This is a genomic window from Cupriavidus sp. YAF13 (assembly GCF_052113425.1).
Classification (GTDB): Bacteria; Pseudomonadota; Gammaproteobacteria; order Burkholderiales; family Burkholderiaceae; genus Cupriavidus.
In genome coordinates, this window is the sequence record NZ_JBFRDD010000019.1 from 89,290 (window position 1) to 105,327 (window position 16,038).

Consider the following 16,038-nt stretch of genomic DNA (forward strand, 5'->3'; position numbering starts at 1 on the left):
CCGCCGCACGCCTCGCGGCAAGGCGCGCCATGCTACCCTCGCCGCACTATGAAGCCTGACGTCTCCCTTGACCCCGACCTGCTGCCCGCCATGGCCGCCTTCGTCCGCGTGGCGCGCCTGGGCAGCTTCACCGCCGCCGCCGCCGCGCTGGCGGTGAGCCCATCGGCCATCTCGCAGACCATCCGCCAGCTTGAGCAGCGCCTGGGCGTACGCCTGCTGCAACGGACCACGCGCCGGGTCGGCCTGTCCGAAGCCGGCGCCGCGCTGCTGGCTCGCGTGGAGCCCGCGCTGACGGAGATCGCGGCCGCTGCCGACGACACGCGCCAGCAGCGCGAAATGCCCGCCGGCACGCTGCGCATCACCACTTCGTACTCGGCTGCGGCCACCGCGCTGCAACCGGTGCTGGTGGAGTTCATGCGGCTCTATCCGTCGATCTGCGTCGACGTGGCCGTCGACGACCGCTTGACCGACCTGATCGCGGAGGGCTTCGATGCGGGGCTGCGCCTGGGCGAAGCGCTGCAGCGCGACATGGTGGCGATTCCCATCACCGGCCCGATGCGCATGGTGGTGGCCGGCACGCCGGACTACTTCGCGCGCCGTGGCAAGCCCAAGCTGCCGCGCGACCTGCAGGCGCATGCCTGCCTGCACTACCGCTTCGGCCCCGCGGGCCAGGTCTATCGCTGGGAGTTCATGCACGCCGCGCGCCAGGCCACGGTCGATACCGGCGTCGCGCTGATCGCGAATGACAAGGCCCTGCTGCACCAGGCCGCGCTCGCCGGGCTCGGGCTGCTTTACGAGTTCGAGGCCTTGCTGCGCGCGCCTCTCGCCTCGGGCCAGCTGGTCACGGTGCTGGACGACTGGCTGCCGCCGTTCGATGGCTTCTACCTCTACTACCCGGGCCGCCTGCTGATGCCGGCCAAGCTGCGCGTGTTCGTCGACTTCCTCAAGGCGCGCGCACCGCTCGCGCCGGCGTGATCAGCGGCGCGGCGCCTTGGCTACGGCGCCGCGCACTTCGATGCCGATGCGGTCAACCACCTTGCCCGCAGCATCCAGCAACTCCACCTCGTGCCGGCCCGGCCAGGGCAGCCAGGAAAGCTGTCCGCCGCGCCCCAGCGGCTTGCCGTCGATGCGCCAGCTCACGCGTTGCGCGGTCTGTCCGCTGACGCCCTCGGCATGAAACCAGACACGCTGCGCCGCCGGCGGGATATCGGGATCAAGCGCGAACACAGTGCCGTCGGCAGGGCTGGCGATGGCGGCGACGCGATCCTTGGTGGCACGCACGCTATCCGCGCTGGCTATGTTGACAACGCGCATGGCGGTACCCGCGAGGAAGACCTCATCGCGCGCGGGCTCGAGATCATCGGCGAAGCGCAACGCCACACGCTCCACGCCGGCAGGCATGGCCGGCGCCACGCTCGGCACCGAGCGGTGCAGCGCCTCCATGATCTCGTGCCACACTGGCGCGGCGCCGGATACGCCCGAAACCTCATGCATGCTTGCGCCGCTGGCGTTTCCCACCCACACGCCAACCGTGTAGCGCTGCGACCAGCCCACGCACCAGTTGTCGCGCATGTCCTTCGACGTGCCCGTCTTGACCGCGGTCCAGAAGCGGGTGGTCAGCGGGCTGTCCAGGCCAAACGTGCGCGCCCGCGCATGGCGATCCGACAGCACGTCGGCAACCAGGTAGCTCGCCGCGGGCGACATCACCGCGCGCATTGTCACCGGCGGCGCATCGGCGCGCAGCCGCGCGCCCGCAAAACGCCCGCCGTTGGCGAACGCGCGATAGGCATTGGTGAGCGCGACCAGCGGCACATCGGCGCTACCCAGCGCAAGGCTGTAGCCGTAGTAATCGCCCGCCTGCGCCAGCGGCAAACCGAGCGCGGTCAGCCGCTGGTGAAAGCGATACGGCGTGACCATCACCAGCGTGCGCACGGCCGGCACGTTCAACGACGACGCCAGCGCGGCCCGCATGCTCACCCAGCCCGCATATTGCCGGTCATAGTTCTGCGGCACATAGAGGCCTCCGCCGCCGCCCGTGGGCAGGTTGACCGGCCGGTCGTCCAGCAGCGACGCCGTGGTCAGCCGCCGCCCCTCCAGTGCCTGCCCATAGAGGAAGGGCTTGAGCGTGGATCCCGCCTGGCGCGGCGCCCCCGCGTGGTCGACTTGCGCGGCCGCCGACAACGCGCCCGACGAACCCACATAGGCCAGCACGTCGCCACTCGCGTTGTCGATCACCACCACCGCGCCGTCTTCCACATTGCGCCCGGCAAGCTCGCGCAGATGTCGATCCAGGCTCGCCGTGGCGATGCGTTGCAGGCCGGCATCGAGCGTGGACGTGATGGTGGCAGGCATCGGGCCAGCGCCGCGGGCTTGCGATACCAGCAAGCGCGCCAGATGCGGTGCGAGGTTCGGCGTGAGGCCCGGGGTCGATGTTGTGCCCGCGGTGCTGCCGCTGCTGCGCAGCAGCGCCAGTTGCGCGAAGCCGTCCAGCCCATCGCATGCCTTGGGCAATTGCTGCTCGCGCAGGATGCCGCACGCGCGCTGCGCCACCTGCGGCGCACGCGCGTTGGGCGCACGCACCAGCGCCACCGCCAGCGCCGCCTCGCGTGCATCCAGGCCACTCGGATACTTGCCGAACAGCGCCTGCGACAGCGCGGACAGGCCGACCAGCTCGCCGCGAAACGGCACCAGGTTGAGATACGCCTCGAGGATCTGGTCCTTGCTCCAGTTGCGCTCCAGTGCCGTTGCGCGCACGGCCTGCGCCATCTTCTGGCTCACGCTGCGGCCGCTGTCGGCTCGCCGCAGGTCCTCGTCGAGCAAGCCGGCGAGCTGCATGGTCAAGGTGGAGGCGCCGCGCGTGCGCGTGTTCCACAGGTTGGCCCACGCGGCGGCGGCAACGCCCTGCCAGTCCACGCCGCTGTGTGCATAGAAGCGGCGGTCCTCCGACAGCACGATCGCCGTGCGCACCGCGGGCGATATCTCCGCCAGCGTGACCCAGTCGCCGCGGCGCGCACGGAAATCGTCGCGCACGCGGGACAGGGTTTCGCCATGGCGGTCGAGCACCACCACATCCGCGCTGCGCCAGCTGGCGCGCACGCTGTCGAAGGACGCAAGCGCATACGCGGGCGCGCAGGCCACGCAGGCCAATACGGCTACCGCGCGCAGGCCCGTGTTCATTTGTCCCGCCCGGCAGCCACGCCGGCCACCAGCAGCACTTGCGCGGCCGCGTAGGTCCACCAGATGCCGAGTGCAAAGGTATCGAACGGCACGAGGAACCGCGCGGTGCCGAGCAATCCGTCGGACACGGCGAAACACAACGCACCGATTGCCGCCAGCGGCGTCGGCAGTTTCGCCAGCAACGCGGCGCAGGCCATCGCCGCGAGCGCGCCGACATAGACCGAGACCGGCACCGCCAACGTGCCCAGATTGGGCCAGAAGCGCGCGAGCATCACGCCGGCCGCGCCCACGACCACACCGCAAGCAATCAGGCGATGCGCGCGCCCGTCGCCCGCCATGGGCACGAACAAGCCAAGGTAAGCAAAGTGCGCGATCAGGAAAGCCCCAAGGCCGCCGATGAAGGAGAACGACAGCCACGGCATCGCCAACAGAAAGTCCCCCAGCGCGGAGAACAGCAGCGCCGCCATCAGCCAACGCCGCTCGCGGCGCAAGGGATGGAAGTGCGCGGCGCGCACCAGCAGCAGCGCCATGGCGGTCTTCCACAACGGCTGGAAGGCGATCTGCCCGTTCAACGGCGCGCCGGGCGGCGAGTCCATCGCGACGGTGACCAGCAGGCCGCCGTAGACCAGGCCGGCCATCGTGCCGGCCAGCCACCACTCGCGCACCCGCGCGGGCATCATCATTGCAAGCCAGCTCAAGGGCGTGCTCCTACGGTCAGTCTGGCATTGGGTTGCGCGCCGAATACATCCGGCGCGTACATCGCCTCTACCCGGGTGGGCGGCAAGGCGAACTCGCCGGCATTGTTCAGGCGCACGGTGTATTCCACCGTGGCACTGCCGCGCGGCATGTAGGCGTAATACTCACGGAAGGCCTGCGGCGTGCGCTCGGTGAACGCCGGCCATGCGCCCTTGCGCCGCTCGCCGCGCGTGGCGATCTCCGAGTCGCGCCCGAGGCCGCTGCCGAGGATGGTGGCGCCGGCGGGCACCGGGTCGCTCACCACCACCCAGGTCATGTCGGCCTGCGCATCGATCTCCAGCTTCACGCGGTACGTGTCGCCGCGCGACCACTTGCCCGCCACCGCCTGCTCCACCGCCGTCACGCTGCGCGTGATGCGGTAGCCCGCCGAGAGCGGCGCGGCGAGCGGCACCGCCGCCAGCGCCCGCACCGTGGCCCAGGGTTTGCCGGCGCCTTGCTGCACGGCCTGCAGCGTGGCGGATTCGCCAGCGCGTGGCCACGGCAGGCTGATGCTGCCGCTTGCCACGCCATCCACCTTCCCGGCGCGCGCCCAGTCGAAGCTGCGCGATGCATCGGCCACGCCTTCCAGCGTCACGCGCGTGGCGCCCGACACCGGCGTCTTCTCGAAGGCTTGCGCAAAACGCGTGATCGCCAGCGAGCCCCAGGCGTTGGCCGTGGTCGTGCCCCAGGCGCCGCGCATCTGCCGGCCGAGCAAGCCGGTAGCGAGTTGCGCGCTTTCGTCCTTCCAGCCGGGCAGGTCGAGCGACAGCGCCAGCAGGCGCGCGGCGTTGAGATCGCCGCCGCTCATCAGCCACCACCAGTTGTCGTCGCGCTCGGTCGAAAACGCCAGCCGCGTGCCTTGCACGGTCAGCCGCGAGCGCAGGATCTGCTGCGCTTGCGCGAGGCGCTCGTCGCCTTGCGGGATATCCTGCACGCGCGACAGCACGGCAATCCAGTCGAGCAGCGCGGAGGTGGGCCACTGCGCCGGCAGGATCTGGATCGAGCCCAGCATGCGCGCCTGCGCGTGCCCGCTGCGCGAGAGCGCCTCTAGCGCCGCCAGCTTGCGCACTTCCAGGTCTTGCGTCGGTGCCCAGCGTTCGCGCTTGATGCGGCCTTCGATGAACGCGGCCAATCCGCTTTCCATGCGCGCCCGCGATTCGTCGGGCAGGCGCAGCGGCAGCCCCGCGCGCACGGCTTCGTCGGACACGGCCAGCAGGTAGGCGGTCAGCACCTCACTGCCGGCGTTGCCGTCGTTTTGCAGCGGGAAATACGAGGCCAGCCCATCGTTGTCGAGATAGCCGGGCAGCTGCGTAGCCAGTGCATTCCACTGCGCCGCATCGCCCAGCCCGATCGCGCGCGAGGCACGCTGCTCCAGGCACGAGAACGGATAGTCGCGGAACCACGCGCGCACGCCCGGCATGCCGCCTGCCAGCGAGGCTTGCAGGTTCACCTGCAGGCCACCGCGAGGCTGGCCCGCACCATCGGCCAGCGCACCCTGCGGTGCGCGTACCGGCACCGACAGGTTTGGCGCGAGCTGCGCCAACGTGGCTTGCTGCACGGTAAGCGGCACCGCCGGCACCAGTTGCTGCGAGAGCTTGACGCGGTCGCTGGCGCCGCCCGTCCTGCCGGCCTCGGTCGCTTCCACCTCCCACTGCACCGTGCCGTCCTGGGCCGGCGAGCCCGCCGGCAACAGCGGCGCGGCCACATCCCAGCCGATCTCGCGCGATTCGCCCGCGGGAATCTCCACCGTCTGTGCAGCCAGCGCCTGCGGCTGCACGGATTGTCCCGGCGGGCTCACGCGCGCCACGGCCTGCACCGTCATCGCGCGCTGCGTGGTATTGCGCAGCGTGAACATAGCGCGATAGCGGTCTTCCTCGCGCACCAGCGGCGGCAGTCCCGAGATCAGCTGCAGGTCCTGCGTGGCAGCAATGGTGGCGCTGCCGTTGCCGAAGCGGCCCACGCCCAGGTCGGCCACGGCCACAATGCGGAATCGCGTGAGCGAATCGTTGAGGGGCACTGTCAGCGTGGCGCGCCCTTCGCCGTCTAGCTGCACGCGCGGATTCCACAGCAACAAGGTATCGAACAGCTCGCGCGTCGGGCTCTTGCCGCCGCCGCCGCCCGCCGGCACGGCCTTGCGACCGTAGTGGCGCCGGCCGATGATTTCCATCTGCGCGGTAGCGGTCTCCACGCCATAACTGCGCCGGCGCAACATGGCGTCGAGCAGATCCCAGCTCGTGTTAGGCATCAGCTCCAGCAGTGCTTCATCCACCGCGGCAAGCGCGACTTCGCCATTGGCGGCAGGCTTGCCGTCGGGCAGCTTCACCTGCACGGCTACCTGCGCCTTGCCGCGCACGGGGTAGCTCGTCTTGTCAGGCGTGACCTTCACATCGAGCCTATAGCCGTCGTTGCCCACGCGGATCTCCGCCAGCCCGAGGCGGAATGCCGGCTTGGACAGGTCCACCAGCGCGCTCGGCGCGGCATACTCGCGGCCCTCGCTGCGAAACGCCTGCCACCACTCGGTCGGCTGGCGCCAGCCCCAGGTGAAGAATGAATACCAGGGCACCTCGCGCAAGCGCCCGCGCAACGCCAGCACCGACACATACACATTGGGGCCCCACTCCGGCCTTACCTTGACCCGCACCGTGGGATCGCGCCCGTTGAGCTCCACCACGCTGGTCTCCAGCACCCCCTCGCGCTCCACCGCCACCAGCGCGGTGGCATGGCGGAATGGCATGCGTACCTGAAACACGGCGGTCTCGCCTGGCGCGTAGGCCTTCTTCTCGGGCAGCAGGTCGATGCGGTCGTTGTTCTCGCCGCCGAACCACAGCTCGCCCTGGCGCGTCACCCAGACCGAGGTGGCAGCCTGCGATACGCGTCCCGCGTTATCCCGGGCCTGCGCGATCAGTTCCACCTGGCCGGCCTCGGGCAACGTCACGTCGCATTGCATACGGCCTTGCGCATCGGTACGGCCCTCGCACACGATGCCCAGATCCTTGTTCTCGTTGCGGTTGTCGTAGCGATAGAAGCCGCCCACCACACGCTTGCGCACCGAGCTGGTGATGCGCACCTGCGCGCGCAGCGAGATCGGCACGTTGGCCTGCGGCCGCCCCTGGGGATCGAGCGCCACGGCATGCACGGGAAGCTTCTGCCTGACCGAGACCCAGCTCTCCGTGCGGATGCCGGCTACCACGCCCGCCGGCCACATCGGCACCGTCTGGCGCAGCGTCTGGATCTCGCCGTTGGGATCGGCAAAGCCCGACTCCACCACCAGGTCCTTGGGTGCGTCGAGCCTCGGCATGTTCTTGAGGGTGAGCGTGCCGCCGCCGTTCTTGTCGAGCTTCAGCGGCAGTTTGTCCGCCACCAGCTTCTGCGCATCGTCGCGCTGCGTATTGCCATCCTCGCCCTCGTCCTCATCGCCGCTGCTATCCTTTTGCGGCTTGCGCGGGGCGGCGAAGGCATAGCTGTCGTAGTCGGCAAAGCGCACGTACTTGTCGCGCAACAGCGCCGACACCTGCACCGGCAAGCCTGCCGCGCCGCCACCCGAGACGTAGTGCACTTCCAGGTTGAGCGGCACCTCCGCCGGGGCTACCAGCGCCCCGCCGCTGCCGGCCTTGAGCGTGCCCGCGAGCACCGGCAGGCGGAAGGCCTCGACGCGGAAACTGCCGCTGTCCAGCACACGGTCCTTCGCATCGCTGAACGACACCGTATAGACGCCCAGCTTCGCCGCGGCGGGAATCGCGAACGTGCTTTCGGCGCTGCGCCCACCGGTAGCGGTGCTGCGCCATTGCACCGGCTGCTCGTAAGTCTGGCCGCTGCCTTCATGCCGGATGACCAGCTTCTCCGGCAAGGGATCGCCCGCGCCCGGCAAGGCGAAGCCATTCGCCGTCTCGGTGCGGATCATGTGCTTCATCGACACGGTCTCGCCGGCACGCAGCAAGGTACGGTCGAAGATGGTGTGGACGCGCACGTCCGGCACCGCGCTGGTGTCGGTCGGCACATTGAAGCGCCAGCTCTCGATGCCCCGGTTCCAGTCGGACATCACGAAGGCCATGTCGGCCTGGCCGCGTGCCTGCGGATGGTCCGCGGCGATGCGCGCCGAAACGAAATAGCCCGACAGCCCGGTGTCGTCGCAACTGCGCTCGCGCACGTCGTCCAGGCCGTTGAAACGCGCCAGCCCGGCGGCATCGGTGCGGCCCGAGGCCAGCAGCTTGCCGCTGCAATCGCGCAGCGCCACCGCGGCGTTGGCCACCGGCTTGCCGTCGTCGAGCGTGGTGACCCATGCCAGCGCGGTCATCTTGCCGGGGCCTCGCGCGAGCTTGAAATGCACGCCGAGGTTGGTCACCAGCGCGGCGGTGCGCACGTACATGGGTGCCGGCTTGCCAAGCAGCGCCTCGCCCAGCATCGGCGACGCGATCTCCACCACATGGAAGCCGGCTTCGGGCAGGGGAATGCCGACCACCTCGAACGGGCGTGGCACCTTGCCGCCCGGCTCAACCAGTTGCGGGATGGCGAGCTTGCGCGCGCCGGCCACGCCATCGAGCAGCGAGATGGAGCGGGTCTCGATGGCAGGCGCATTGCGCGGGTTGTTGACCGCGGACGGCGAGCGGCCGGCGAGAATGGCATCCAGCTCGCCGCGCGTCCAGCTGCCTTCGTGCAGCCGGCGAACCAGCCCGTACCAGCGCAGTACCGCGCCGTCGTCGTCCACCTTCAGGCGGCGTACCGTGCCGGCTTGCGCGCGCACGCCTTGCGCCGGCAGGTCGGCCTCGACATTGCGCAGCGTCACCGGCAGCAGCGCCGGATAGTCGGCCGCTGGCTTGCCCTTGGGCAGCTCGCCAAAACGCTCGAGCACGCCGAACGGCGCGGCCGAGAATTTCGCCAGGGGCGGCATCGCGGCCATGCTCACCTTGAGCGGGAACAGCTCGGCATTGGACAGCACGCGGCCGCTGTCGTCCTTCAGGCCAGCGGGTACAGACAACGTGAACTCGGCCTTCTCGGCAAAGGGCGGCTTGAAGCTGACACTGCTGACGGGCGCGTCGCGCGCCGCTTCCGGCTCGAACTGCGGGGCGCGCGGGCCTTTGGGCGTATTGAGCAGGATATGCTCGGCGTCCTTGCGCGAAATCGGCGCGGAGAACGACAACGAGATCGGCCGCAACGGCGTGCAGGGCGACTGCGCGCGCTCTCGCTCGCAGGTAAAGCTCGCGGTGAAGGGCTCACGCACGGTGTAGTCGAAGCGCCGTTCATCGCGCGTGGCCAGCCCCGAAGGCGTGGCGATGCCGCTGCCCAGCACCAGTTGCATGCGCGCGCCGGACGGCAGGCGCTGCTGGCAGGCCAGCAGGTGGACGGAATCCGCCTCGTCGGCCTTCAGCTTCCAGTGCAGCGCGCCCAGCACGGCGTCGCGCTCCTTGCCGGCAACGAGACGCACGGGGATGCGCTCGCCCAGGCCCTGCGCCTGGCACCAGGCGGCGTTGCGCACCGAGTCGGCGGTGGCCGGGCCGTTGAAGCGCAGCGCAAAGACCTGGTCCTCTTCGATCTCGCCGCCGCCGGGACGCGCGGAGACCACGGTGGGCCCGCCGGTCTCGAAGCGATACTCCGGCTTGCCGGTGTACGCCTTGCCGGCCTCGCTCTTGAGGCCGGCCGCCATGCGCACCGTGCAATTGACGCCCGGCGGCAGGTCGCGCGCAAAATCGAATGCCCAGTTCTTCGCGTCGATCCAGCGTGCCTGTCCGGTGATCGCGCTGCCTTTGCAGGACACCGTGGCGGGCGGGCTCGCCTGCAGGTCGCCCAGCGGCACCATGGCTTCGTCAAAGCGGATCGCCACCTGCCGCACGCGAGCGACCTCGCCCTCCGGCGAGAAACGGACCACCTGCGCGGCCTGGCCGGAACCCGGCATCGTCGCCAACATTGCCTGCAGGCAGGCCGCGGCGGCCCACCAGTACCCACGTCTCTCACGCTTGTCCATCCGCGCGACGATCTGCGTCATCCTGCCCCTCCCGATTACGGCACCCGGCGAGGGTGACATGCGCCGATGGCAAGCGCAAGTCCGCGCGCGCTGCGAGCGATCCGCAGGCTAGCGCAAATGCGACAGTGGCAACGGCCCGTCGCGCTTGAGCGCGGTCAGCACGATGTTGGAACGCACGCTCTCCACGCCTGGCACGCGCATGAGCTTCTTCATCGTGAATTCGGCCAGCGTCGGCAGGTCGGGCACCATGATGCGCAGCAGGTAGTCGGCCTCGCCCGCCACGGAGTAGCACTCCTGCACTTCTTCCAGCAGCAGGATGTCCTCGCGGAAGCGCTCGACAATGGTGTCGCCGTGATGGGCCAGCTTGACGCTGGTGAACACCAGCACGCCAAGCCCGAGCGATGGCGGCGACAGCACCACGCGGTAGCCGGTGATCACGCCGTCGGCCTCCAGCCGCGCGAGCCGGCGCCCGATCTGGCTGGGTGAAAGATGAATGCGCTCGGCGAGCTGCTGGTGGGTGGACCGGCCGTCGGTCTGCAACGCCGCCAGCAGCGCGAGGTCGAATGGGTCGAGATTGATCATGGTCATGTCGCTTCGGTCGCGTTAGACGCGTTGGTCGAGTCGGAATCGCTTCTTGTTGTGCACTGGGCCTGCGGGTAGGAATGCTACCCCCGCCGCCGCCCGGCGGCGCGCCGGTTGTCACTGGCAGCGCACCCGCGCACATTTCCCGCAGACAATACCAAATTTTTGCGTACTTGACGCATCGCCTGACGAAACCAAGCCGTTTTTGCGGGCCATTTGCGTCACCTCCTCGCTAAACTGTGCGGTAAATCTGCAGGAGATAAAACATCATGGACGCAATGGCTACCGCCACCCACGCTGGCGACGCCCAGGCCAGCTTTTCCGGCACCCTGACCGACAAGCTCAAGGAACAATTCGACGCCGGCCTGCTGTCCGGCCAGGAATTGCGCCCCGATTTCACCATCGCGCAGCCGCTGGACCGCTATACGGACACCGACCACGCGGTGTGGGCCAAGCTCTATGACCGCCAGGCCTCGATGCTGCGCGGCCGCGTCTGCGATGAGTTCCTGCAAGGCCTGTCCACGCTGGGCATGGGGCGCGACCGCGTGCCCAGCTTCGACCAGCTCAACGAAACCCTGATGCGCGCCACCGGCTGGCAGGTGGTGGCGGTGCCCGGCCTGGTGCCGGATGCCGTGTTCTTCGAGCACCTGGCCAACCGCCGCTTTCCCGCCAGCTGGTGGATGCGCAAGCCCGAGCAGCTCGATTACCTGCAGGAGCCCGACTGCTTCCACGACGTCTTCGGCCATGTGCCGCTGCTGATCAACCCGGTCTTTGCCAACTACATGGAGGCCTACGGCAAGGGTGGGCTCAAGGCCGCCTCGCTGGGCGCGCTCGACATGCTGGCGCGGCTGTACTGGTACACCGTGGAGTTCGGCCTGATCCGCACGCCGGAAGGCCTGCGCATCTACGGCGCGGGCATCCTGTCGAGCCAGGGCGAGTCGATCTACAGCCTGGACTCGGCCAGCCCCAACCGCATCGGCTTCGATGTGCGGCGCATCATGCGCACGCGCTACCGCATCGACACCTTCCAGAAGACGTACTTCGTGATCGACAGCTTCGATCAGCTGTTCGACGCCACCCGCCCCGACTTTGCGCCGCTGTATGAGGAACTGCGCACACAGCCCACGCTGGGCGCGGGCGACGTGGGGCAATCCGACCTGGTGCTCCAGCGCGGCTCGCGCGAAGGCTGGGCCGACAGCGACGACGTCTGACACGCGCTACCCGCGCGCGTCCTTTGTGAAACAATGACGGCGTGCCCGCTCCGCCCCCGCCTCGATGCACATCGCAAGGGCCGGGAGGCCGAGCAGGCGGGCCGGCATTGACCCTTGCCAACTTCCTTTTCGACCATCGAGCCCATCATGTCCCCTGCGCCTGTCGTGCCCCTAACGCTTGAAGAACGTGCGCCGCTGCTGGCCAGCCTGCCCGGCTGGAGCACGGTCGATGACCGCGACGCGATCCACAAGCGCTTCACCTTTGCCGACTTCAACGCCGCCTTCGCCTTCATGACGCGCGTGGCGCTGGCCGCGGAGAAGGCCGACCACCATCCGGAGTGGTTCAACGTCTACAACCGGGTCGACGTCACCCTGTCCACCCATGACGCCAACGGCCTGACCCGACGCGACACCGACCTGGCCGCCTTCATGGACCGCGCGGCGGCTTCGCTGGCGAAAGCCTGAGCACGCATGCGGCAAGCCGGGACACGCTGGAGACCGCTGGAGACTGTAGGCAGACCGAAAGCTCGCTGGTGGTCGTGCGCTGTACAATCGGTGGCTGACCGTTTGTAACTTTCGTTACTCTCCCGATTCCTTTCCAGCCTCCCAGCCTGCCACCATGCGTATCCTTCTGATCGAGGACGACCGTCAGATCGCCAGTGGCGTCGAAGCCGGCCTGGCCCAAGCCGGCCATCAGGTGCGCGTGGTGCACGATGGCGTCTACGCCACCGAGCACCTGCTGCGCGAACAACACGACCTGGTGATCCTCGACCTGGGCCTGCCCGGCATCGACGGCATGACCCTGCTGGCGCGCTACCGCGCCCGCAACCGCACCACGCCGGTCATCATCCTGACCGCGCGCGACGAGCTCGAAGACAAGCTCTCCGGCCTGAACGCCGGCGCCGACGACTATCTGGTCAAGCCCTTTGCCCTGCCCGAGCTGGAAGCGCGCGTGCGCGTCTTGCTGCGCCGCAGCCAGCACGGCGAGGCCGCGCCCGAGCGCGACGTGCGGCTCGGCCGGCTACGCCTGTCGGGCAACGACCGCCGCATGTTCATCGATGGCAAGCCGCTGGAGCTCTCGCCGCGCGAATTCGCCGTGCTGGAGTTGCTGCTGCAGCGCCAGGGCCGCGTGGTCAGCAAGGCGCAGCTGCAGGACCACCTCGCCACTTTCGCGCATCCCGCGGGGGAAGGCGGAGACACGGTCGGCGATACCGCCATCGAGGTCTACGTGCACCGCGTGCGCAAGAAGCTCGAAGAATGCGACGTGGAGATCGTAACCGTGCGCGGCTTCGGCTACCTGCTGCAGATCCGCGCCGGCACCTGACGCCGCGCCCAGGGAGAAGCCTGCCATGTGGCTGCGCCCACGTCCTCCCCAGCCTCCCAAGGCCCTGACCGACGCCGCCGCCGGCGCGTCCGGCAAAGCTGCAACCGCCGCCGCGACGCCATCCGCGCGCTCGGCCTCCACGCAAAGCCTGCGCGTGCACTTGCTGCGCGCGCTGGCCACGCCGCTGTTCGCGCTGGTGCTGACCAGCGGCTCGCTCTCCTACTGGCTGGCGGCGCACTACACCACGCAGGTATTCGACCGCGCCCTGTATGGCGTGGCCAACAATATCGCCCAGCAGATCCGCATTGCCGGCCCCCGGCTGGAGCAAGACATTCCGATGATTGCGCAGACGCTGGTCGAGGCCGAAGGCACCGACCGCATCTACTGGCGCATCCACGGCCCCGACGGGCTGATCGGCGGCATGGACACCTGGCTGGGCTACGGCACCGGGCAAACCTCGCTGCACGATGCGCGGCTCTTCTACGCCTGGTTCAGCGGGCGCCAGGTGCGCGCCGTGCGGCTGCCGGTCAACCTGCCCAGCCCGGCCTCGGATGAACTGGCCACCAGCGAGGCCGGGCGCGTCCCGCGCGGGCCCATCGTGGTGGAAGTGGCCGAACTGCTGGACCGGCGCGAGACCGCCGCCAACGAGATCCTGCTTTCGGTCTCCGTGCCGCTGATCCTGCTGCTGGTGGTGGGCAGCCTGATCCTCTCGCATGTGCTCAAGGAAGAGCTTGTGCCGCTGCAGATCCTCACCGACAAGCTCAATCGCCAGACGGCGCGCTCGCTGGCGCCGCTCGATGAAACGCAAGTACCGGCGGAAGTGGAGCCACTGATCCGCGCGCTCAACGCGCTGCTGGCCAGGCTGCGCGATGCGCTGGACGCGCAGCGCAAGTTCATCGCCGATGCCGCGCACCAGTTGCGCACCCCGCTCACCGCCGTCAAGCTGCATGCCGACCGCGCGGTGCAGTCGGCGGATCCCGCGGTGACGGACCACGCGCTGCGCGAGCTGCAATCGGCGGCCGACCGCGCGGTGCGCCTGTCCAACCAGCTACTCTCGCTGGCCCGCGCCGAGCCTGGTCTATCGCTGGAGCGGCTCGGCCCGATCGAGCATTTCGACCTGGCCACGCTGGCCTTCGAGACTGGCGCCGAGTGGGTGCCGCAGGCGCTGGCCCGCCAGATCGACCTGGGCTTCGAGACCTTGCCCGGCCCCACCTTTACCGGCGCGGCACCCTCCACGGTGCGCGGCAACCGCCTGCTGATGCGCGAAGCGCTCAGCAACCTGATCGACAATGCCGTGAAATATGTGCCGCCTGGCGGGCGCATCACCGTGCGCGCCGGCGGCGAGGCGCTCGGCCATCGCGGCATGGCGGTGGTGATGGTGGAAGACAACGGGCCTGGCATCGCGCTGGCGCGCCGCGAGGAAGTCTTCAAGCGCTTCTTCCGCGGCGACCATACGCCGGGGCCCAATGCGCCGGCGCAACCGCCCGGCGGCGCGGGCCTGGGTCTGGCGATCGTGCATGAAATCATCGGCCTGCATCACGGCACCATCCGCATCGAGGATGTGCCCGCCTCCGGGGAGGAGGCCGAGGTGCGCGGCATGCGCTTTGTGATCCGCATCCCGTGCGAGGCCGCAGGGACGGTCTGAGGCGGGACAAGCCGCGGCGCGGCTCGCCCTTCTCTTTTCCAGTGTTCTAGCTGGCCTTCTTTTCCTTCGGCGCCAGCATGGTGCCGCGGCATTTCGGGCTGCCGCAACGGCACTCGAACTCCTTCTTGAGCTTCTTGGTGTAGCGCGCGTCGATCACCAGCCCATAGTCATAGAACAGTTCCTCGCCGCCTGCGATGTCGCGCAGCGCGTGGATGAACACCCGCCCCTTTTTCTCGCGCGCCTCGCAATTGGGCTGGCAGGCGTGGTTGATCCAGCGCGCGCGGTTGCCGCCGAACTTGGCGTCGATCACGTCGCCGTCTTCCAGGCTGAAGTAGAAGGTATGGTTGGGATCCGCCGGATCGTGCGGATGGCGCTTGAGCGCCTCCTTCCAAGAAATGTGCTCGCCCTTGTATTCGATGATGCGCTCGCCCTCGGCAATCAGCGCGTTCGCATAAACGCCCTTGCCATGCACGCCCGAGCGGCGCACTTCGACGCGGTCGGACGCGGTCTTGCGCTTGCCTTCCTTCGGGCTCTTGACGCGCTTGGCGTCTTTCGCGTCAGTCCCTTCCTGCTTCAATTCCTCTTGCTTTGCCTGTTCCGCCATGTGCCATCCCGTATAGATCCGCCTGCCTGCCACCCCGCGTGGCTGCGCGCCGCCCCGGGCGCGATGGCGATGATACCTGCCCATATTGGCCGCGGCATCCCCTTGCCGGCAAATAGCCGCGTATACGGACAACGTGGGGCAACCCAGGGCAACCCGCCTGAACCTGCACACGTCAAGCCAGGTATACGACGCACTGGTTTACGGGGGAGGCCCACCATCAAGAACAGCCTTAATCAGCGCTTCGGTGTTTACGTATACGACCGCGACCGCGTTGATCGCCTGTGGATAACCCGGCAAAAATCTGGGGATAAAGACATGCAATTCATGTGGGCTGCCTGGGGTTGGCATGGGGATGCATCAGGCATAAGTCGGAGGGTTTCACCCGACCCCCTCCGCCAAATGGCTAAGTCATCCACGTCCGCCAACACCGGGTCCCACCACTTCTGCTTCTTGCAACGCACTGATTTAAAAAGCGTTTACAGAGTTATCCACAGAAAAGGCTGCCGTTTACCTACTACTACTATCTGTATACATTAAAGAAAGAAGTAAACAGAAAGGACTACGTCCGGCTACCGGTGAGCAAAAAGAACCCGGCAAAAATAAATGGCTGAAAAGCCGCTTCAGGCGTGGCTTCTTTTTTGAGCAGAAGGAATCCGCTGGCCACGGCACGGTTTACTGCCGTGTATCCATGGTTTTTTGATGAGAAGGATTGCGTATACGTCCGTAGGCTGGACGCGGACGTATACGCGACAAGGGCTGTCTGGCAGCGGCATACGTCGGCCCCGCCAGGCGCGTAAACGC

General features: G+C 68.4%; 10 protein-coding genes. 5 read left to right on the forward strand and 5 right to left on the reverse strand.

What is annotated here, in order from left to right; translation table 11 throughout:
* Positions 1 to 48 precede the first annotated feature (48 nt).
* Positions 49 to 975 carry a LysR family transcriptional regulator gene (locus AB4061_RS17260; RefSeq protein ID WP_441635818.1) on the forward strand — a complete coding sequence of 309 codons (927 nt, stop codon included), beginning with the start codon at positions 49 to 51 and terminating at the stop codon, positions 973 to 975.
* On the opposite strand, the gene pbpC is transcribed toward AB4061_RS17260, so the two are convergent.
* The 4 genes from pbpC to AB4061_RS17280 form a co-directional block, all read right to left on the reverse strand.
* Positions 976 to 3,177, reverse strand: a complete 2,202-nt coding sequence (pbpC, locus tag AB4061_RS17265; RefSeq protein WP_441635820.1) for a penicillin-binding protein 1C — start codon at positions 3,175 to 3,177, stop codon at positions 976 to 978.
* Positions 3,174 to 3,875 carry a lysoplasmalogenase gene (locus AB4061_RS17270; protein WP_441635822.1) on the reverse strand — a complete coding sequence of 234 codons (702 nt, stop codon included), beginning with the start codon at positions 3,873 to 3,875 and terminating at the stop codon, positions 3,174 to 3,176. The genes pbpC and AB4061_RS17270 overlap by 4 nt, the downstream gene beginning before the upstream one ends.
* Positions 3,872 to 9,892 (reverse strand): MG2 domain-containing protein, encoded by a 6,021-nt coding sequence (locus AB4061_RS17275; protein WP_441635824.1) that lies wholly within the window; start codon positions 9,890 to 9,892, stop codon positions 3,872 to 3,874. The genes AB4061_RS17270 and AB4061_RS17275 overlap by 4 nt, the downstream gene beginning before the upstream one ends.
* 87 nt (positions 9,893 to 9,979) lie before the next feature.
* Positions 9,980 to 10,459, reverse strand: a complete 480-nt coding sequence (locus AB4061_RS17280) for an Lrp/AsnC family transcriptional regulator (protein WP_150987569.1) — start codon at positions 10,457 to 10,459, stop codon at positions 9,980 to 9,982.
* Positions 10,460 to 10,731: 272 nt separating this feature from the next.
* Here AB4061_RS17280 and phhA point away from each other — a divergent pair, with 272 nt between their 5' ends.
* The 4 genes from phhA to AB4061_RS17300 all read left to right on the forward strand — a co-directional run bounded on the left by phhA (position 10,732) and on the right by AB4061_RS17300 (position 14,633).
* A complete protein-coding gene (gene phhA / locus AB4061_RS17285) occupies positions 10,732 to 11,664 on the forward strand; it encodes a phenylalanine 4-monooxygenase (protein WP_441635869.1) in 933 nt (310 codons plus the stop codon).
* 147 nt (positions 11,665 to 11,811) lie between these two features.
* Positions 11,812 to 12,129 carry a 4a-hydroxytetrahydrobiopterin dehydratase gene (locus tag AB4061_RS17290; protein ID WP_253929198.1) on the forward strand — a complete coding sequence of 106 codons (318 nt, stop codon included), beginning with the start codon at positions 11,812 to 11,814 and terminating at the stop codon, positions 12,127 to 12,129.
* 154 nt (positions 12,130 to 12,283) lie between these two features.
* Positions 12,284 to 12,988: a response regulator transcription factor gene (locus AB4061_RS17295; RefSeq protein ID WP_043350877.1), complete on the forward strand. Its 705-nt coding sequence runs from the start codon at positions 12,284 to 12,286 to the stop codon at positions 12,986 to 12,988.
* A 25-nt stretch (positions 12,989 to 13,013) separates the two neighbouring features.
* Positions 13,014 to 14,633, forward strand: coding sequence for a sensor histidine kinase (locus AB4061_RS17300; protein WP_441635826.1), 1,620 nt, complete (start codon positions 13,014 to 13,016; stop codon positions 14,631 to 14,633).
* A gap of 46 nt (positions 14,634 to 14,679) precedes the next feature.
* Here the strand turns inward: AB4061_RS17300 and AB4061_RS17305 are convergent, their stop codons facing one another.
* Positions 14,680 to 15,237 (reverse strand): SET domain-containing protein, encoded by a 558-nt coding sequence (locus AB4061_RS17305; protein WP_441635828.1) that lies wholly within the window; start codon positions 15,235 to 15,237, stop codon positions 14,680 to 14,682.
* Positions 15,238 to 16,038: the final 801 nt, after the last annotated feature.

Coding starts and splice junctions, on each gene's coding strand:
- AB4061_RS17300 (WP_441635826.1), top strand. CDS start 13,014: ATGTGGCTGCGCCCACGTCCTCCCCAGCCTCCCAAGGCCCTGACCGAC.
- AB4061_RS17275 (WP_441635824.1), bottom strand. CDS start 9,892: ATGACGCAGATCGTCGCGCGGATGGACAAGCGTGAGAGACGTGGGTAC.
- AB4061_RS17305 (WP_441635828.1), bottom strand. CDS start 15,237: ATGGCGGAACAGGCAAAGCAAGAGGAATTGAAGCAGGAAGGGACTGAC.
- pbpC (WP_441635820.1), bottom strand. CDS start 3,177: ATGAACACGGGCCTGCGCGCGGTAGCCGTATTGGCCTGCGTGGCCTGC.
- AB4061_RS17290 (WP_253929198.1), top strand. CDS start 11,812: ATGTCCCCTGCGCCTGTCGTGCCCCTAACGCTTGAAGAACGTGCGCCG.
- AB4061_RS17295 (WP_043350877.1), top strand. CDS start 12,284: ATGCGTATCCTTCTGATCGAGGACGACCGTCAGATCGCCAGTGGCGTC.
- phhA (WP_441635869.1), top strand. CDS start 10,732: ATGGCTACCGCCACCCACGCTGGCGACGCCCAGGCCAGCTTTTCCGGC.
- AB4061_RS17280 (WP_150987569.1), bottom strand. CDS start 10,459: ATGACCATGATCAATCTCGACCCATTCGACCTCGCGCTGCTGGCGGCG.
- AB4061_RS17260 (WP_441635818.1), top strand. CDS start 49: ATGAAGCCTGACGTCTCCCTTGACCCCGACCTGCTGCCCGCCATGGCC.